At 43.7% G+C, this 19,796-nt stretch carries 17 protein-coding genes; 7 read left to right on the forward strand and 10 right to left on the reverse strand.

Going from position 1 to position 19,796, the window contains the following annotated elements:
- Window positions 1-111 precede the first annotated feature (111 nt).
- Window positions 112-540, forward strand: a complete 429-nt coding sequence (locus tag NYE65_RS07665; protein ID WP_340860310.1) for a MarR family winged helix-turn-helix transcriptional regulator — start codon at window positions 112-114, stop codon at window positions 538-540.
- A gap of 91 nt (window positions 541-631) precedes the next feature.
- Here NYE65_RS07665 and NYE65_RS07670 read toward each other — a convergent pair whose 3' ends face one another.
- Window positions 632-2,089, reverse strand: a complete 1,458-nt coding sequence (locus tag NYE65_RS07670) for a protein adenylyltransferase SelO (RefSeq protein WP_340860312.1) — start codon at window positions 2,087-2,089, stop codon at window positions 632-634.
- Window positions 2,090-3,101: 1,012 nt separating this feature from the next.
- Between NYE65_RS07670 and NYE65_RS07675 the strand changes: the two genes are divergently transcribed.
- Window positions 3,102-3,800 carry an FHA domain-containing protein gene (locus NYE65_RS07675; RefSeq protein ID WP_268938455.1) on the forward strand — a complete coding sequence of 233 codons (699 nt, stop codon included), beginning with the start codon at window positions 3,102-3,104 and terminating at the stop codon, window positions 3,798-3,800.
- A gap of 96 nt (window positions 3,801-3,896) precedes the next feature.
- Here NYE65_RS07675 and NYE65_RS07680 read toward each other — a convergent pair whose 3' ends face one another.
- Window positions 3,897-5,657 (reverse strand): hypothetical protein, encoded by a 1,761-nt coding sequence (locus tag NYE65_RS07680; protein ID WP_340860314.1) that lies wholly within the window; start codon window positions 5,655-5,657, stop codon window positions 3,897-3,899.
- Between the two features lie 231 nt (window positions 5,658-5,888).
- On the opposite strand from NYE65_RS07680, the gene NYE65_RS07685 reads away from it, so the two are divergent.
- A complete protein-coding gene (locus tag NYE65_RS07685) occupies window positions 5,889-7,277 on the forward strand; it encodes a hypothetical protein (RefSeq protein WP_340860315.1) in 1,389 nt (462 codons plus the stop codon).
- 358 nt (window positions 7,278-7,635) lie between these two features.
- Here NYE65_RS07685 and NYE65_RS07690 read toward each other — a convergent pair whose 3' ends face one another.
- Window positions 7,636-8,601, reverse strand: a complete 966-nt coding sequence (locus tag NYE65_RS07690) for a quinone oxidoreductase family protein (RefSeq protein WP_340860316.1) — start codon at window positions 8,599-8,601, stop codon at window positions 7,636-7,638.
- Window positions 8,602-8,717: 116 nt separating this feature from the next.
- Window positions 8,718-8,864: a hypothetical protein gene (locus tag NYE65_RS07695; protein ID WP_100298038.1), complete on the reverse strand. Its 147-nt coding sequence runs from the start codon at window positions 8,862-8,864 to the stop codon at window positions 8,718-8,720.
- Between the two features lie 157 nt (window positions 8,865-9,021).
- On the opposite strand from NYE65_RS07695, the gene NYE65_RS07700 reads away from it, so the two are divergent.
- On the forward strand, window positions 9,022-9,546 hold the full coding sequence (locus NYE65_RS07700; protein WP_340860320.1) for a GNAT family N-acetyltransferase: 525 nt from the start codon (window positions 9,022-9,024) through the stop codon (window positions 9,544-9,546).
- 233 nt (window positions 9,547-9,779) lie between these two features.
- On the opposite strand, the gene NYE65_RS07705 is transcribed toward NYE65_RS07700, so the two are convergent.
- Both NYE65_RS07705 and NYE65_RS07710 read right to left on the reverse strand, forming a co-directional pair.
- Complete coding sequence (locus NYE65_RS07705; RefSeq protein WP_445670405.1) at window positions 9,780-10,610, reverse strand: STAS domain-containing protein; 831 nt, start codon at window positions 10,608-10,610, stop codon at window positions 9,780-9,782.
- 118 nt (window positions 10,611-10,728) lie between these two features.
- A complete protein-coding gene (locus NYE65_RS07710; protein WP_034304284.1) occupies window positions 10,729-11,160 on the reverse strand; it encodes an Lrp/AsnC family transcriptional regulator in 432 nt (143 codons plus the stop codon).
- Between the two features lie 150 nt (window positions 11,161-11,310).
- On the opposite strand from NYE65_RS07710, the gene NYE65_RS07715 reads away from it, so the two are divergent.
- A complete protein-coding gene (locus NYE65_RS07715) occupies window positions 11,311-11,895 on the forward strand; it encodes a DJ-1/PfpI family protein (RefSeq protein ID WP_328175926.1) in 585 nt (194 codons plus the stop codon).
- Window positions 11,896-12,475: 580 nt separating this feature from the next.
- On the opposite strand, the gene NYE65_RS07720 is transcribed toward NYE65_RS07715, so the two are convergent.
- The 3 genes from NYE65_RS07720 to NYE65_RS07730 form a co-directional block, all read right to left on the reverse strand.
- Window positions 12,476-14,458 carry a hydantoinase B/oxoprolinase family protein gene (locus NYE65_RS07720; protein ID WP_328136114.1) on the reverse strand — a complete coding sequence of 661 codons (1,983 nt, stop codon included), beginning with the start codon at window positions 14,456-14,458 and terminating at the stop codon, window positions 12,476-12,478.
- Window positions 14,459-14,474: 16 nt separating this feature from the next.
- On the reverse strand, window positions 14,475-16,514 hold the full coding sequence (locus tag NYE65_RS07725; protein ID WP_323602779.1) for a hydantoinase/oxoprolinase family protein: 2,040 nt from the start codon (window positions 16,512-16,514) through the stop codon (window positions 14,475-14,477).
- A gap of 472 nt (window positions 16,515-16,986) precedes the next feature.
- Window positions 16,987-17,157 (reverse strand): hypothetical protein, encoded by a 171-nt coding sequence (locus NYE65_RS07730; RefSeq protein WP_153246157.1) that lies wholly within the window; start codon window positions 17,155-17,157, stop codon window positions 16,987-16,989.
- Between the two features lie 321 nt (window positions 17,158-17,478).
- Here NYE65_RS07730 and NYE65_RS07735 point away from each other — a divergent pair, with 321 nt between their 5' ends.
- On the forward strand, window positions 17,479-17,910 hold the full coding sequence (locus NYE65_RS07735; RefSeq protein ID WP_340860324.1) for a DUF1641 domain-containing protein: 432 nt from the start codon (window positions 17,479-17,481) through the stop codon (window positions 17,908-17,910).
- A gap of 39 nt (window positions 17,911-17,949) precedes the next feature.
- A complete protein-coding gene (locus NYE65_RS07740) occupies window positions 17,950-19,131 on the forward strand; it encodes an NAD(P)/FAD-dependent oxidoreductase (RefSeq protein ID WP_063575153.1) in 1,182 nt (393 codons plus the stop codon).
- Between the two features lie 112 nt (window positions 19,132-19,243).
- Here the strand turns inward: NYE65_RS07740 and hxlB are convergent, their stop codons facing one another.
- Complete coding sequence (gene hxlB, locus NYE65_RS07745) at window positions 19,244-19,792, reverse strand: 6-phospho-3-hexuloisomerase (protein ID WP_340860328.1); 549 nt, start codon at window positions 19,790-19,792, stop codon at window positions 19,244-19,246.
- Window positions 19,793-19,796 lie beyond the last annotated feature (4 nt).

Raw genomic sequence — 19,796 nt, forward strand, 5'->3', positions numbered from 1 at the left:
CCTATTTACTTATCATTTGATAACAATCATATAACACCATCTTTTTTGTTGTCAAATGATAATTGTAATTTGATAATGTTTTTGATATCTTCTCAGTAAGAGGTGAAAGTTATGGACAAAAAAGCTCTTTTTGAAAAAATGGTCACATTTACAACTTCCTTACATCAAGTGACACACGAATTGACACAAAACGCCAAATCCGATTCCATCACGCCGGTACAATATAAAATCCTTGAATATATAACCGTCAGTCAGCCTGTCACACCAAGTGAAATCAGTGACTGTCATCATATCTCCATGCCTAACACGAGCCGTGAACTGAAAAAATTAAGCGAAAAGAATTTAATTGAAAAAATAAGTGATTCGGAAGATAGACGGAAACAATACATCCGCCTCTCCAAAGAAGGGGAAATGATGATGAACGAGGCTTTTGCAATCGTGGAATCCCGTTTTCAAAGCCGGCTGCAACATGCATCAAAGGAAGATTTAGCGGAGATTGACCGTGCCCTGGACATTCTTCAAACAAAACTTTTTTACTGATGAACACAAAAAGGGCTCCCGCAATTGAAGTTGACGAAGAATCGACTTCAATCGCGGGAGCTCTTACATTATCTCCATGCATGTTTTATGATCAGGTACCGCAAAAAGTCCGGTAAGGTTTTGTTGACTCAGGCAGAGCGGCGTATTCTGCTTGTTTTTCGCAGTGTGCATAAGGATTTGCAAGAACATCCAACAGCCGTTCCATCACGCTGTAGTCCTCTTGTTCCACTGCCGCCTCCAACGCCTCTTCCACCCGGTGGTTCCGCGGAATCACTGCAGGATTGCTGTTCAGCATCAACTGATTCGAAGACTCTTTCGATTCCTTCTGCCTCCCTAGCCTCGCCTGCCAAAGCTCCTGCCACTGGGCGAATTCCGGTGTCCCGAAAAGGACCGTATCCTCCTTTTTATCAAAGGTCAGAGCTCGGAAAGTATTGGTATAGTCGGCACCATGCTTCTTCATCATACTGAGGATGCCATTAATAAGGGCTTCATCCTGAGTCTCTTCGTTGAATATCCCCAGTTTCGCCCTCATTCCCGCTAACCAATTGGAGTGATACAGATCATTAAAAACGGAAATCTTATCCTGGGCCAGTGTAACGGCCTGATCCTCGTCATCATGCAACAGCGGCAATAGGGATTCAGCGAACCGTGCAAGATTCCAGCCCCCAATTACCGGCTGGTTACCATAGGCATAGCGGCCTTGCCTATCAATTGAACTGAATACGGTTGCAGGGTCATAGGCATCCATGAAGGCGCAAGGGCCATAATCAATGGTTTCCCCGCTGATCGTCATATTGTCGGTGTTCATCACTCCATGAATGAAGCCGACCAGCTGCCATTGGGCAATGAGCTCAGCCTGACGCTTGACCACTTCCTGCAGCAGTGAAAGATAACGGCTTTCATCTGCTGCAATGTCTGGAAAATGACGCTCAATGGCATAATCGGCAAGTGTCCGTAGTTCCTCGATCGTGCCCCATTTTGCAGCAAATTGAAAAGTTCCGACACGAAGATGACTCGAAGCCACACGGGTCATGATGGCACCAGGCAGCCCTGTTTCACGGATCACCGTTTCACCGGTCGTCACCACTGCCAGACTTCGGGTGGTAGGAATGCCGAGCCCGTGCATCGCCTCGCTGATGATGTATTCGCGCAGCATCGGTCCAAGTGCAGCCCGGCCATCGCCCCCGCGGGAATATGGCGTTCTTCCAGGACCCTTCAGCTGGATATCGACCCTCCCGCCTTCTGGCAACACCTGCTCGCCAAGCAATATCGCCCGGCCGTCCCCTAACATGTTAAAATGACCGAATTGATGCCCAGCATATGCTTGCGCAAGAGGCGAAGCACCTTGCGGGATCTCGTTTCCGGCAAACACCGCCACACCATCTTCGCTTTGCAGCGACTTCACGTCCAAACCAAGAGAATCCGCCAAACCCTCATTGAGAATGATCAACTCCGGTGAACGTACAGGAGTCGGGTTCGTGCTCGTGAAAAACTTTTCCGGTAGACGTGCATAGCTATTGTCTAAATTCCATCCTGTTTCATTAGTCATGGTTTCTCCTTTTCTTATTTTGACTTTTTTATAAAAGATATTTCGCTCAAGATTCAGTTAAAACACGCGATAAAACTAAGTTGCAGTCCATTTTTTAATGTCTGCTTCTAACAATTAATTATACCTTTTTTGCATAAAAATGGCTCTTTTAAAGTCGTGTTAAATCCATTACGTACCGGGATTTCATAAACCGATTGCGGTTCCTTAGAATGAAATAAAGCAGGTACCCTTAATGGGTTCCTGCTTCATACTGCAGACAAATCCGATGAAAATCATTCAACTCCAGGCACTCGCTTTACTCCTGCGGTGCCTTCCCTCGACGCTTATCCCGCAGAAGTCTCGCGCCTTCCGTTCCAATCAATTTTATTCCATTTGCCTATAAACTCAAGTAGGCACCCTCTAGGTTCCTGCTTCTTTTCCTAAGATGCAAATAGTTACAATTCCATTATGAAACATTATGCATCAAAAAAGCCTGCCATTGATTCGGCAGGCTAGTTTCTTCTCCTCTTATTGGTTCCATCCTCCACCCATTCAAGGATATGCTTAATTCAGTAAAGTCAGGCTGATAAAGGCAATGCCAAATATACAGTACAGAATGAGGGTAAAGGGCTGGGGAAAAATAATATATACGATCATACTGATGATCATCAGCAGGATGCTGAAGGCATTTATCCTATCTCTCCACATACTCACCTTTGGTCAACTCCTTTTCCACAAGCGTAAGGTACATTTTCATCGCAAACTTCTTCCGGTGCTGCCTGGCCGGCTTTGAGGAACCACTTCTCCCACAGTCAAAGCGAACATCAGCAAAAATAGAGTTTCTTCTTCATCCTTCGTTCCTCTTTGTTATAATGGCTGTGTGCCTAATTGGATTTTTTTCATTTTTCGTTAGTAAGTAAGCGACTGATAATTTATAATTATAAAATTGAACCCACTAAACAGCCATGTAGCCAAAATGATAAATTCATGAAAATAATTTAAATTTTCAGATTTTTTAAGGGGTATGAAGTGAATGATCTATAAAACTTTCAAGGTTGTATTGAGGACCATGCACAAAGGCCAAACCGAGGAATTCGCCTATGTATATGAAGGGAAAAGCCTGCTGATAGGCCGGGCAAGCCAGCACTCCAAAGCTGATTTCAGGCTTTACAATGACTTTGTTTCCAGGGAACATTGCCGGATTTATATGGAGGAAGGGCAGCTCCTCATTGAAGATTTGGCAAGCAAACACGGCACCTCCGTGAACCAGATGCCGCTTGTACCGGGCAATCCCTGTCACATTGAACCGGGGGATTCGATTACGTTGGTCAATGGATTGATTGAATTCATAATCTCCATCGACAACGATTTAACAATGGATTTCACGCCGGTGAACCCCGCCGAATTCCTGCAAACCGTCGCTATCAATGAGCACCTTCAGACCGTGATCATCAATGAAGAAGCACCCATTAAAATGCCGACCAAGGAATTCAATTGCTTTAAACTGCTATATGAAAATTTGGACAACCTTATTTCAAAGGAAGAAATTGTCCAGCAAGTCTGGCCAGAGCGGGTCGGGGATCCCGAGCAAATTGTGACGGCAGAGGAAATCGCTTCACTTCTGTATCGCGTGCGGAAACGGTTAAATGGGCACTTTGCCATAAAAGCCGTCATTCAAAAGGGATATTATATGGAATCCATCCATTCATTCAATTTATCGGACTTATCATGACAATCATTCGAAAGCATGAAAAAAGCATTGTGGATAACAATGCTTTTTTTCATGCTTATATTGGAGATGGAAAGTGTATATGTCCACGGTCCATTATCATTTCTTTGGCAAATCCAGATTAGTGAATTCATCGACTGGAACGATGCCTTCTTCCATATCCATCACCTTCAGCACAACCCGGTCCCCTACATTCGTCAACACCACATCAGATAGCGCATTGACACCTGGGTCCACCGAGAACCTCTTGGCATTGCCTTCGACGATTAAATGGAATACGTATCCATTCGAGAGATTGGCATCATTGATCCTCATTACCTTCCCCTTTATTTCTTTCATCTCAAATCCTTTTTGAGGCGTTACACCGCTTACTTTCCCTAATGAGGCAATCAGCTTTTTATAATTGCGGAAAGCTTCGTCTTTCGTTTTCCCAAAGACCACTTGGGGATTATCGCTATTGGCGTAAACGATCGCCACACCTTGGAACTTGCTGCCCTTTGTAACCGGAATCACATATGTGGGAGCACCGTAGATCGTATAGAAAATTCCATTAGTGGCTTTCCAGCCTGGATATTTGGACAAAAACTCACTCGCATTGGCGTTGGATTTTGCTTCCTTTCCGGTCAGAACGGACGTGACGCCTTTGTAGTACGTCATTTCACCGGTTTTGGCATTGAAAACACCATAACCTACAAGGGTTTTGGAGTTGCCTTTTGATTTAGCCCGGGTAAAGTCCACTACATAAATCAATTCTCCTTTTTCGTTAAACGTAACCTGCATATTATCCTCATTAGGAATCAGGACATCTTTCTTCGGCCCAATCAGGGACTGGTTTTTCCAACCGTGAACATATTTTCCCCAGTAAGTCCAATATTCCAGGGCTGTTTCCAATGTGAATGTCCGATCTACCCATTTAGGTTCTTTTCCTTTTGGATAGTATTTCGTGTCACCCGTTTCCGGATTCACCAATACCACCCCGTCCACCACGGGACCGCTGCGGTATTTCAAATAATGTCCGACTGAAGCTACGAAGAAGGGCTTTCCATCTTCGTTCGGTTCCAAATATGAATCATGGATGATTTTATTCGGATATGCCTTGCGGATGGTCCTTTCCAAATCGTGAACAAGGTACTGTGAGGGAGCATACAGCATCTTCCCTTTGACAGTACTTGCCCCTTTATCCGTCGATATGGCGGAAATCAGATTATAACCTGGCGTGTATTCCGCTTTCCCGGCTTTTAAAAACCCGTCCATTTCAATGGGTGATGTATAAGCCAATTCATCATTGATATTGGTCAGACGGTATTCGCCTTCAGTGAAATATGATGCATTTTCTATTTTATTAATCGCTGCATCGCCTTTTGCGTCAGCCATTTTCACTGTAACGAGCGGCATGGTTTTTATATCTTGAACTTCTTCCAGCTCTTTTTTCTTATCGACCTTCGCCAATCCATGCAGATCTGCGGCAAAAGTGAGCGGGTAAAACAGCATGCTGACCCATGCGGCAATCAACACGACACCCATCAAACTGTTGAAATGTACGTTCCAAGGTGTTTTTGGCTGCTTTGCCGCTTCATTTCCCCTCCGATTCCGTCGGGTGCTTGAAGATTCAGTGGCCCTGTACATATACATGCTTGAATCGATGATGAGAATAAGCCCGAGAATAATGGCAAAACTTGAAAAGAATGCAGCGGCAGTAAGATCCAGCAGCATGATATCGATAACGAAAAACAATATCGCAGCAGAAACTAAAAGTCTCAGCACTTGTTCTACGAAAAAAGGTATATCTTTTTTGGTGATGGCATTCGTCCATCTCTGCGGAATCAAGGAAAGTCCCAATATGGCAAATGGTATTTTCATTAAAATTCCTTTTAAGATGAAACCGAGTAGTGAAAGTATCATGGTTTGAAAAATCTCTCCTTGTCATGTATGTTCCTATTTACCCATTTTACCACTTTTGTGCAACTAATTTACTATTTTTAAATCTAGCGAAATTACGTCAAAACTATTTGCTCCACCGATGCTACTTTTTCCGATTCAATGTTTATATAGACTCTAGAAAAGAATCGATGCCAAAGGGGGCTAAGCCTTATGATTTATGAAGAAACATACCGATACCTATTAAGAAATGTATCCTCCACTGAATTCGATACGTGTTTGTACGCCTTGCTCCACAGTGATTGGGATGGGGTCATTCAGAGCCCGCTTCATATGATGGCCCGGGGAGTCGGAACGACAGAAAAGTACTTAAGGCAGATCATCCATAAATTCACCGCACCACAAGGATCACTAAAAAAAGTGTTTGTGCCTGTTCATCTAGGTGAAGATGTTTTGTACAAGTTTAACCTTGGTCCTGCAAGTAATCTTGGCTATAACAGGAAGACGGACCGTTATTGCAAAAAGTACCGTTTCTTTTATAGTCCTGCTTTCAAAGCCCTAACGATTCATGGAAAACGGCTGCTGCTTATGGGTGCCTTCCGGATGTCCGTTTTGAAGTCTGAAGAAGTACTGTTCGATTATCATGAAATCGTTCCTGATTCCCGCTCGACATTCACAAGGCAGCGCTTATTGGATGCAGTCGCTGCAATCCATGACGCTTTAGGCCATATCGTAAAGATTTCTTTTGCGAGCAGGGCTTTTTCAAAAAAAGAAGTTCTGGTATTCAACTTTACCGAAGGCGTCTTGGATGAGTATAAGGAAAATAGGGCGGAACGGACATTGTTGCGGAGAACGATTTTTAACTCTGGCTACCTTGGGCATATCAATGATTCTGTATGCAGGGAATTGGAACGGGTCGGCAAATATATTTTCCGTTCATTTCTGCAAGAAGCGGCGAACATCTCCCATGATATCCAAAAGGAACTGCAGAAGTTAGCCCGTTTCATCTATTCTCATTCCCTTAAGAAATTTGGCCAGGCTCTACCTGCCAATAAGCAGTTGCTTCTTGCCCCAAAACAAGCCTCTGCTTATTTAAGCAAAATCATGTACAATGAAGCATTGGAACAGATGGTCAAGTATGCCCACCAGGCAGAATCCATCAAAAGCCTGCTTGAACGCGACCATTTTCATAGAAACATCTCCGAGAAAGCTCTCCGCCGGGAAGTGAATGATTTGGAAATGGATGAACATATCGAGCCCATTCTCCGTAAATACCATCAAGCGGACTTCATCCGCCATGTGCTAAACGACTGGTGCGAAACATGGCTCATTTCCCGTGTAAAGACAGTGACCGATGAATTCCGTGCGGAAGGAAAAGGGAAAAATACCGAAAATAAACAGGTCGCGGCCGAATATATGGCCCGCATTAGAAACGATGCATATGGCCAGCTGGACAGGCTGTTGACCTTGCTTCTCCAATTCGGCAATCATGCAGTGGCCCCGGACGTCCGGAACTTCCCTCTCACAAAGAAAAAGGAAACCCTCCAATCCTATTTCGCGATCCAAAAGGAGCGTCTCGATGTTCTCTCCATTTCGTCTTAAAATGAATATGTTTTCCAAGAGAACGGATCCGTTCTCTTTTTTTTGCTTGTAACAAATGCCGACTGTGAATTGCAGAATGACGATTGTGGTTTGGTGATTGGCGCACTGTGGATTTCTCCTCTGGACTCGTGTATTGCATATGGCTTTTGTGGATAGGGGGACTTAGGAAGCAAGTTGTTTTGACTGCAGGCCATAACACTTGTAATGGCAGGGGCATTTATTATGGAGTTATTCCAAGGGTCTAAGCATGGGTTTATATAAAGGAACTGAAAAAGGTTTTAATCATCAGTATGAATAAGGGGTTGAATCTCGGCAGACAAACAGGCCCCCATTTAGAATGGAAAGCCCTCATGATTTGTTATGGTATTAATAATAGTTTCCCCGAACTTTTCCTGCTTTCAAGAAGTCGATGTGCACCCGCCCCATTTTCCAACGAAAAAAGAGTCGGTTCTTTGATGTGGATTTCCCCTGACAGAATCCATTGGAACAGCTCTGCTGTTCTTCTTGTCCGTTCTTCATGGGTAGTCAGGACGTTCCAAAGGTCTCCGCCTATTAATGCCTTGGATGTATCCATTAACATCCTGGGATCGATTTTCTCAGGATCACCGCCTGCCATCCCAAAGAATACGACAGTTCCTCCAGTCTTGGTCGCACGGAAACTATCCATCAAGGTTTGGCCCACTGATTCATAAACGACATCAACGCCTTTACCGCCGGTAACATCCTTAATGGACTCCACCCAGTCCGATCCGTAAAGGAAAACATGATCCGCATCCATTTGTTTGGCAACAGCCGCTTTATCATTTGATGAGGTCAAGCCAATGACCTGACCGCCCTTCATCTTGATCATCTGTGTCAGTAATTGACCGACTCCGCCTGCAGCGGCATGGACCAGAATGGTTTCCCCTTCTTTAACTCGATGGCTGTCATGCGTTAAATATTGGGCAGTCAATCCTTGAAGTAAAACGGAAGCGGCCGTTTCAAAGGTAATGCCCTCAGGCAGCGGCAATAGTTTTTCAGCTGGAACTGAAACCAGCTCCGCATTGGCATGGGGAACATCAGCGAACCCGACACGATCTCCTGCTTTCACATGATGGACATCTTCCCCGGCATATTCGATGACCCCTGCCCCTTCATACCCTAGAATGAAGGGGGGATCACCCACCAAATGATAATTCCCTTTCCTTCTATATACATCAGCAAAATTCAACCCAATTGCTTTCATTCGAACGATCACGGCTGATTTTGAACGTTCAGGTTCTGCAATTTCCCTTACAGACAGAACTTCCGGCCCGCCGAAATCATCAAAGACAAGTGCTTTCATCATCCTAACTCCCTTCAATGTTTCTTCATTCTTTAAGATATAGGATGGACCCTTTGATGGCAAGAAACACAAAAGACCGCCCAGCCATTAAAGGCAGGAGCGGTCACTATGTTTACTCAATCTGTATTGGAACCAGGACCGTTCTTTCGTTTATTTGCAGAATATTCCTTACCGTGTGCTTCATGTTCTGCAATGATATCCGCTTTCGGTATATGGTTATTCTTTTTTGGTGAAGCGATGCGGTTGCGATGTTTTTTTCCCATGATCTATCTCCCCTTCATCCAATGTTTTTTTAGTTGAACTAATGTTAGCTTGTCCGATTACCACCGATAATACCGGTAAAATAAGCACTTCATAATAAAGGAAAAACCTTTATCGAGACCGAATAGATAGAAAACTGATTTATGAGGAGGGAAAAAAATGTTTCCTGTATTGAACACGGAAAGGTTACGCTTACGGGAAATTCGTGAAAGTGATGCGGAAGCTCTTTTCCAATGCTTATCAAAAGATGAAGTCACCCGCTTTTATGGACAGGATTCATTGGAAAATGTCGAACAGGCCAAGGATATTGTAGCAGCCTTTGCGAAAAACTATCATGAAAAACGAGCCATTCGATGGGGAATTGAAAGAAAAGATACACAGGAATTGATTGGCACCATCGGTTTTCATGCCCACAGTCCCAAATACAGACGGGCGGAAATCGGTTATGAAATCCATCCAGCACATTGGCGCAAAGGATTTGCGTCAGAAGCGCTTAAGAAAGCTATAGCCTACGGTTTCACCGACCTTGATTTAACCCGTATCGGCGCGGTCGTTTTTTTGGAAAATCAACCATCAAGTGAGCTCTTGCTTAAGCTGGGTTTCATCCAGGAAGGAGTATTAAGGAGTTATATTTACCAAAACGGGATCCCTCATGATACATATGTCTATTCCTTGCTGAAGTGAAACCAACTTCTTTGGAAGGTTGCACCTGAAGAAATTCGCGACACTCCTACCTATAATAGTCAGTCGGCGGAAAGGGTGCGAATTTCCGGTACCAAGATTCGGTTCTGTCCGGAGCATCCTTCCCCCATTCCATTTACTTATTTTAGTAGGATAAAATTGCAAAATGTATTCCTTTATATTCCAAATTACCTACAAAAAAAAGTCACCAAAACATGGCGACTCCCCTTCACGATTTAGGTGACTACAAGATAGTCCTTCAATGCCTGCTGCAGCGTACCCTTTGTTTCTGCTTTATTATCGAGCTGAATCCCTGAACGGATCATTTTCGTAACAACCTCTGGGCGTAATCCAGTCACCACAGCTTTACACCCCATCATTGCCGTTCCATCGAGGATTTTCATCAAATCAGTGATCATTTCAACTTCGATTTCGATGATACCAGACAAATCCAAGATCAAGGTTTGTATCCGAAGTTTACCTATCTCCATCAATACCTTTTCTTCTATTATCTGTATTCGTGAATAATCGATTGTCCCAATTAACGGAAGGACACAGGTGGTGGAAGTGATGGGAATGATCGGGACGGATAGATTTTCCACCAAGTTTTGCTGAGCGATAATCAATTTGTCTTTGTAATCGGAGTAACTGACGAAAAAGGATTTAAGAAATTCATCAACCTTTTCATTCACTATTTTTTCTAAATCAAAAAAGACCTTGGAATCCTCAATAAACGCTTTCTTTTCTTGTTCGAACTTATAAAGAAAGGTCCAAAGCGTCCTGCGGAGGGCCTGAATCCATTCCAGCTTGAATGAAAGCGTCAAGGAGTGGGTTGCCCACGTAACTCCCTCTTGTTCAGCAAAGGCAATCAAATCCGTTTCATTCTGCTCCACTATATAACGGACGAGCTTATGTGCATTATTCAAAAGGTCGACATTTCCAATCAGAAGGATTTCTTCGATTTTATCCCTGACATTGACCGCTGCTGATAAAAGATATTCTTCAAACTCACTTTTATTCTGCAAAAGGAATTCCATTATTTTATCTTCATCATAAACAAAACTCACTCTTCTCCACTCCCTTTTTGAACATCCAACTGTGATTTTTGTTACTATTTACTTTCTATATGTGTGGAGTTTTTTCCTGCTAATTGCTCATATATTAAAGAGTAGGTGTTGAAGCTGGTTAAATCTCCTCTCCTGAAAAAACATTTTTCGATGCGGAAGAAAAAATCAGATGGGTGGAGGATTTCCCGTATTTAATGGCTTCATCGACAAAGTCCTCCAGCGTTTCCATTGAATATGTACTTATTTTAATAAGATAACTGTATTGACCGGCTAACCGGTGGCATTCCAGTACTTCCGGGTGACTCAAGCTAAATTGATAAAAATCTTTGCATCTATCCGTTTCGAATAATATGAATGCCGTAATGCTCCTATCAAGTTTTTCAAGTGATATTTCCGTTTTATACCCCTTTATCACTCCGCTTTCCTCTAATTTATTCACACGTTCTTTCGTTGCTGGTGCCGTTAAGGACACTTCTTGCGCCAGTTCTTTCATGGACATGCGCCCATTATTCTCAAGCAAGGAAAGTATTTTTTTATCCGTTCGATCCATCTCAATCGCCCCCACTTTTTATAATTAACAGAATCCTTTCAAATACATTATAAAATAAAAAGAAATGAGATGAATACGTAATTAATCACATGTATAAAGGAATTTACTTTTTATATAATTAATTCAAATATAAATAAGGGGGATGCTGTTATGAAAAAAGTATTGATGCTGCTATCCAATGGATTCGAAGCGGTTGAAGCAAGTGTGTTTACAGATGTATTGGGGTGGAATAAATTAGAGGGTGATGGCACCACTGACCTGGTTACGGTGGGACTTCACGAACGATTGAAATGCACCTGGAATTTCATCGTGCAGCCCGAACTGACCCTCGATCAAGTGAACCTTGATGACTACGATGCTCTGGCCATTCCAGGAGGTTTTGAAGAAGCCGGTTTCTATGAAGATGCCTATGATCAGAGGTTTCTTGATGTGATCAAGCATTTTCATAATAAGAACAAAATCATCGCAACCATTTGTGTAGGTTCCCTCCCACTAGGAAAAAGCGGGATATTGAATGGAAGAAAAGCCACAACATACAACCACCCAACCAGTAAGAGACAGGAGCAGCTAAAAGATTTTGGGGCTATTGTCGTGAACGAACCGATTGTAGTCACGGACAATATCATTACATCCTACAATCCATCCACAGCATTCGATGTTGCCTTTACGCTCTTGGAAATGCTCACTTCACTAGATAATTGTAAACATGTGAAGGAATTGATGGGTTTCCATTAAGAATGTCACGATTGAGATGTTGATTTCCGCTCCAGGCACTCGCTTATCCGCGGGCGGTCGGGGAGTCGCACTTTGTTACAAAATACAGATGGAAATCATACTTGGAGTCGAAGGTAATACTTTAGGTCAGTTTGTTCAAGAACATTATTTAAATACGTTTTCCGAACTCTTTCTCCTACAGTCTTTTTAAAATAGAAGGATGAAAACTTGAAACATGGAAGATATCAAAGCAATTATGAAGTACAACGGACCATGAAAGTAGCGGCAAAAAGAGGTAGGGAATGGTCTAATTCCAAACCATGATTTTAAAAGAAACCTTTGGTTATGTTTTTTACTATTTTATACAAATGAAACCCTTAAAAGATTGAAGAAATTTGCGACACTCCTGCCGAATAACTGGCTAGCCGAGACCCTGCAGCCGCTTGCGGTGAGGAGGCTTGGCAGACAGTCGGCGGAAAGGGAGCGGATTTTTCTGGGATCAACCGGATCTTTTTTCCACAAAAAAACTGCAGGCAAACTCGTTTTTTTTCGAGTTGATCTGCAGTCTGGGGTTCCGAGTGAATTCGGAACCTGTTTCACGTTATTTCCAATAAGCCAATGAACGGGTTTTCATGGATGCACGGAACTGTTTTGTTGATTCCGGCAAGGCTTTATTCGTTGCATAATCGATTATGACACCGTACCGGCGAATGACATCGAGACTATCCAGCTCGCCATTGGCGAATTTATCTTCCACGCTTTGTATGTTTTCCTCAAGCCATTGTTTGCGATTGTTCCTGATATAAGACCTAGCTTGTTCCGTTGCTTCCAAATCTATTTCGAATAAATCAAGATCCTTATCGATTTCCTTGATCACGACTCCATAATCTTTTTTGGCCCGCTCGATTGAAACATATTCATCGATAACATCTTCTAAAACAGCTTCGGGACTTCTTTCAAGCGGATCTCCCAGTCCCCCGCCCCCAGCTGATGGTCGTACAAAGGAATCTCCTTGCTGTACTTTTACATTGGAGAAAATCGCACCTAAATATCGTTCGTCTTCCTTGCCCGGATTCAGCCATGCTCCATGCGGGGATGAAGGAAGCCCTCCAAAAATCCCCCATGTTATTGAACGGGAACGGTCACAGCAATAGGACATGACGGTGTTTTTGACATTCGTGAGTGTACCGCCCTTTTCTACACCGCACCCGCCGCGGTATTTACCCGGCCCGGCAGAGTCGGTAATGATTTCATGCTTCATCGTCACTACAGGCGACAATCTTTCTTGCCCTTCGCAGGGCTGTACGCTGAGCCCCAAGCCGAATGTCGGCGAAGTGGCGTTCACACCGTCCCGATCATAGCGGCCTCCATGTCCGCCTGCCATCCAGTCGTACCACATGAAGTATTTATCCTGCTCCTGGCGTTGGTCCCACCCGCCGATCAGTAAATACTCCAGGTTAAATGAGCATGCGATCGCTCTTTCCGGCATGATGTTAGACCAGAGTTCGAAGCACGCACTCATGATTTTTTCATAGGCCCCTGAACAAAAACCGGTTACGGCAATCGGTGCCGGGGCATTGACGACGGAGTTTTCCGGCAGTTCGATCTTGACCACTCTATAAAAACCGGAGTTCAGGGGTATTTCAGGAAAGAATGTCTTGGTTCCTGAGTATGCCGCTGATAGAGAAGCTCCGAAACCAGCATTCAAAAAGCAGCCGATATAAGAATGCGATCCAGAAAGATCATAAAGGATCTCGTCTTCCGTGATGGTCATCTTAACCCGGATCGGGATCAGACCGTCTCCGGCTTCCGGGTCCATATCAATATAATCAACGGTCTCCCATGTTCCATTCGGTAAAGCTGCAACCTTGGCCCTTGCCAAACGCTCCACATAATTCTGCACTTCCGCAAAGGCAGACAAAGTCGTATCGATTCCATACTTCTCGATGATGGCAAACAACTGGCGCTCGCCTACCTTGGCCGCTTCCACTTGAGCACGCAGATCGCCGACACGTTCTTCAGGAACGCGCATGTTCGAAACAAGCACATTGACCACATCTTTTAAAAATGTTCCTTTACTATATATCCTGAGCGGCGGAATCCTTACTCCCTCGCCGAAATGTTCCTTGGCATTTATATCAAAGGAGCCGGGTGTCGAGCCGCCCATGTCAGCCCAGTGGCCATTCGTCTGCATGAACGCAATGAGCTTGTTCTCATGAAAAACAGGCAAGAGAACCCGGGTGTCATTGAAATGAGTACCTCCCCGATACGGATCATTGACCAAGAAAACGTCCCCAGGGTGGATATCACCCTCGAAGTCCTCTAGCACCGCCTTTGCCGTTAGATGCAGTGTGCCTACATGGACCGAAATATCCTGCGTTCCTTGCATGACTGTATTTCCTTCTGCATCACAAAGCGCACAGCTGAAATCCCGATTATAAATGACGAAGGAATAGCATGTCCGAAGGATTTGTTCAGCCATCTGATCTACAAGGTTAACGAAGCCATTTTTTATCACTTCAAATGTCACCGGATCTAAACCTGTTCCAACTCCAGATTGGTCAATCAATTGTTTATTCGACAATGAAATCCACCTCTTTTTATTTATTTTGGGAAAGAATCAAGTTTCTGTATTTATCAACTTTAGCCGTGAAATTTGGTGGAATGACAGTCGTTGTATCAAGCTGGTCCACGATGGCAGGGCCCTTGATTTCCGAAAAGGCCGGAATGAGTTCCCGGTTATACACGTTCGTATTAACATACCCTTCCTCTTCGAAATAGACATCACGCGTTTCCTTCAAGGCATCAGCAAGTGTCCCCCCAGGTTCATAAGTCGGAAATTCAGGTTTTGGCACAGTTCCGATAGCGGTAACGAGCAGCCCGTAGATTTCCACGGTCTGTTCTTTATCGGAGAACGAAAATTCGCGTTCATGCTCTTGATGGAAACGGTCAAGGGTCTCTTCCAATGAAGAAATCGGGCAATCGACTTCTATCGCCAATGAACGCCACTGTCCCATATACCTCATGTCAATATAGCGCATCAATGTAGAAGCTTCTTTAGCGACCCCTTCTTCCTGCAATAACTCAGCGGCCTCTTTTTCCATTTCGATGAATTCTTTCTCTAAATCCTTTACCGATACATCCTTGACGTTCTTGACATAGGTTTTGGATATATCATGACGAACATCGACCAGCAAGCATCCCATTGCTGCGGCTACACCCGGATGCGGCGGGATGATGACAGTCGGGATTTCCATTTCCTTGGCCAAGTATGCCCCATGCAAAGGTCCAGCCCCACCGAAAGCAACAAGTGCAAAGTCGCGGGGGTCGTATCCCCTTCTGACAGAAATCAGCCTTAGCGCATCACACATATTGGCATTGGCCACACGTGTGATAGCATTCGCCGCTTCTTCAATCGTATAATCGAATTTCTTGGCGATCTTATCCACGGCTTCAATCGCTTTTTGTTTATCCAGTTCCATTTGTCCATCCAGTAGCTTTGTGCCAAGTCGTCCCAAAACAATATTGGCATCGGAATTGGTCGGTTCCACGCCTCCCCTGCTATAGCAAGCAGGTCCAGGAACCGCGCCTGCACTTTGAGGGCCATTGCGTAAAGAACCGCCTTCATCCACCCAAGCTAAGCTTCCGCCTCCTGCTCCTATCGTCAAGATCTCGATACTTGGGAACCCAATCGGATATCCATACTCGATATACCAATCTTTAGTAATCCGTAAATCTCCTTCATGCATCAAGGAAATATCGGTGCTCGTACCTCCCATATCCAGACCAATGGCATTATTAAAGCCGCAAAGCTGGGCGATATGTTTACTGGCAATCGCACCTGCAGCGATTCCGGAGCTTGCAAGTCTTGCCGCATAACGGGGAACGGTTTGGGATGTCATCACCCCTCCGCCTGAGTGAAGCACTAATATGTCATCTTCATATCCCCGTTTATTCATTTCACCTTCAAGGGTTTTAATATAGTTGCTGACAGTCGGTCCCAAAACGGCATTGACGATCGTCGTACTCATGCGCTCATGCTCAAAAATCTCAGGAAGGACTTCACTTGAAATGCATATATAGACATCCGGGAGTTCCTCCTGGATGATTCGTTTCACTTTCGCTTCATTGCTTCCATTTACATACGAGTTCATGAAGCAAACCGCAATGGATTCGGTACCGCGTCGTTTTAATTTCCTTGCCAGTGACCGTACTTCCTCTTCATTGATTTCCGTCAAGACATTCCCTGCAAAATCGATGCGCTCTTCCACTTCAAAACGGTCTCTTCTTTGAATATACGGTTTGGCTACATCATCATATGTATCCCATAACTCAAGCTTGGTTCCTCGGCGGATTTCCGATACATCCCGAAATCCAGCGGATGTGATCAATGCTGTCTTTGGCAATTTCCTTTCAATCAAGGCATTGGTGCCCACTGTTGTACCATGGGAAAAAACTTTTATATTTTCACAATCGATTTCCGCTTTCGCAATTCCATCCAAAATACCGACCTCTGGATTCAGAGGAGTCGACGACGTTTTCGTAATGGAAATTTCCTTCGTGCTTTCATCAAAAACGAAAACATCCGTAAATGTTCCGCCTACATCAATTGCGAGCCTAGTTTGCTTCGTACCTATCATATAATTCCCACCCCTGCTACAAGATTTAAAATACTTTATACCTTTTGACATTGCCTCGTGCCATTTGCATCGCTAAATACAACTGTGTGAATGAGTAGCAGCCAGCCACTGGATTTTCTCAGGCCAAAAACGGGACAAGGTGAATGATGAAATAAAAAAAACCAGTCATATCAATAAGAAATAATTGATATAACTGGTTTTTGATCTAGGATTAGCTTCGCTGGCCAGCGAAGTCTATTAGATTCGACAGTTATTTATAGATTCATCTTTTAAGTCACCGAGTCCATTTTAGGCGATGGCAGAGTAGAAAACTACCTGTTTACACCATGGCTATATACCTTATCTTACGTCAATTCATGATAAAGTCAAGGATATTTTTAGAATATTTAAATAACTACACTTTAAGAATGAAGAGTCGATTTATTACAAAAATAAGTAAGCATAACTGTTTGGTTATGCTTACACAACAATATTATTTATCAGGTGTTTCCGATGTGCCTTCCTCGCTGTTTTTGAGGTAAACTTCAGAAATTCCATTCATACCTTCCATTAGTTGCGCTTTAGTATATTCCATACTGCCAACCAGTTTATGAAGCTTCTTATCATTATTCTCTTCTGTAAGTTTAGATTCTGAATCAGTCACATTTTTTCACCTCCATCATTTAGGATGGCAAATCAAGATGGAAATATGTACGACAGGCGTCGATGGCAGACACCCTCTCACAGTACACTTTAGGTAAAAACAGGTAACTTTCATTAATATCTGTACTTCAAATAAGCAGGAAAAGATGATTTTATGAATCTTTTTTAAAAAATCAGCTGTTTTCAAGCCACTAAAGGGATATACTATAGTTTAGCTTTTATTACATTTTTGTTAGTATTTTTTCTGGTCTCACATTGTGTAATATTTTACAAGTTTTTCTAATTACATCAACAAAATGCTTATTGCAAAGGAGAATTGGATATGTCAGAAACGATTACCCAATCACAAACTGAACAACTTAATGACCGCCAAAAACAATTAGATGTACTGGACCAATTATTAAAGCCTGAGGTTCAGGAATCATTGAACACTTTAGTCGAGCAGTTACCAAAACTAACTGAGTTAGTGAATATTTTAACAAAGTCTTATGATTTCGCTCAATCGGTTGCGACTGATGATGTGTTGAAAAATGATACGGTCAGCGCCATTTCGGAGATCGCGACACCTGTAGTCCATTCAGTGAAAGGGCTTGCTGCTAATGCCATCGAGGCTAAGGATCGTGCAGAAGCGAATAATGATGTGATCGGTCTTTTTGGTCTGTTAAGGATGATGAAAGATCCGCAAGCACAAAAGCTTTTCCGTTTCGCCCAAGCATTTCTTGAAGTCTCTGCAGAACGTAAAAACCAAAAATAATTTGATGAACTTTCAATCAGTAAGGACGGGGGATTAACTATGTCAAAACAAATCGTCATCTTAGGTGCAGGTTACGCAGGATTACTATCTGCCTTATCCGTACGTGAATATTACAAAAAGGATGAAGTGCAGGTTACAGTGGTGAACCAATTTCCAACGCACCAAATCATCACCGAATTGCACCGTCTTGCAGGCGGATCCATTTCTGAACAAGCCGTTTCCATTCCTTTGGAAAAGCTATTCAAAGGAAAAGATATCGACCTTGTCATTTCCAAAGTGGAGTCATTCTCGGTCGATAATAAAGAAGTGAAACTTGCCAATGGTTCCACATTATCTTATGATGCCCTGGTTGTTGCTTTGGGAAGCCAAACAGGATTCTTCGGCATTCCAGGACTTGAGGAAAACAGCATGGTCTTGAAATCCGTTAATGATGCTAACAAGATTTACAAACATATCGAAGATCGCATCCGCGAATATTCTCAAACGAATAATGAAGCGGACGCAACCATCGTGATTGGCGGCGGCGGATTGACGGGCGTTGAGTTAATCGGTGAAATCGTGGATCATTTCCCTAAAATCGCCAAAAAGTTCGGAGTGGACTTCAAGGACTTGAAAATCAAGCTTGTGGAAGCTGGTCCAAAAATCCTTCCGGTCCTGCCTGATCACTTAATCGAACGTGCCATGACAAGCTTGGAAGCACGCGGCGTTGAATTCCTGACAGGTCTGCCTGTAACGGGTGTTAAAGGAAATCAAATCGAATTGAAAGACGGACAAACGATAACGGCCAATACGCTTGTTTGGACAGGCGGAGTTGCGGCTCTTCCTATCGTAGGTGAATCAGGCCTTGAAGTGGATCGCGGCAAAGCAACCGTCAATGAGTATTTGCAATCCAAATCCCATAAAGACGTATTCGTTGTCGGCGACAGTGCCGTTGCTTTCCCTCCAGAAGGCGGCCGTCCATATGCTCCTACTGCACAAAATGCTTGGCAAATGGGTGAGCTCGTTGGATACAACCTATATGCAGCATTTGAAGGCAAGAAACTTGAAGAATTCTCACCTGTAAACTCAGGTACACTTGCGAGCCTTGGCCGTAAGGATGCAGTGGCAACCGTTGGGGCCAATAACACGTCCCTTAAAGGTCTGCCGGCTACATTGATGAAAGAAGCAAGTAATGTTCGTTACCTATCACACATCAAAGCCCTATTCAGCCTGGCTTATTAATTCATGATCACCGTGACATGTTCACGGTGCATGCCCTTTATTCTCGTTTGGGAGTAAGGGCATTTTTCATATCAAAAAAGGCGGGCACCCGCTGAAGGGGTCCCGCCATATTTCACTCTACATTACTATGTTTGGAATAAGTAAGCTCGTGGCTGATGGACTCGTTTAATGAATAGTCCAAGCATACTGCATCACATAAAACATGTACACATTGATCAAACAAAGAACTTAACGGCTGGACGCTTTTCGTTTCATGTTCCAAGCGATTTTTCGTTGCTGCCGGTATCACCAAGACCTCATGAGAGACATTCGCCAATTCCGATTGGTCATTCGTCGTGATCGAAAATACCTTGCATCCCACTTCCCTGCCTTTTGCTGCAACTGATATCACACTTTTGGTCGAGCCGCTCCCGCTAATGGCTATGATCAGATCGCCTTTCGAAATAGAAGGGGTAATCGTTTCCCCGACTGCATAGACGTTTAAGCCAAGGTGCATCAATCTCATCGCAAAGGCTTTGGCCATGAAGCCCGATCTGCCTTCACCAACGATGAAGATCCTGGTGTCGGTCCGTAAATTTTTTAGGAGCACATCCGTTACCCCGCCGTCCATTTTGTGAAATACACCGTTCATTTCTTCTAAAATAAAAGAGCATACGTTCATGCAA

Source organism: Peribacillus sp. FSL R5-0717 (assembly GCF_038002945.1).
Lineage (GTDB): Bacteria > Bacillota > Bacilli > Bacillales > DSM-1321 > Peribacillus > Peribacillus frigoritolerans.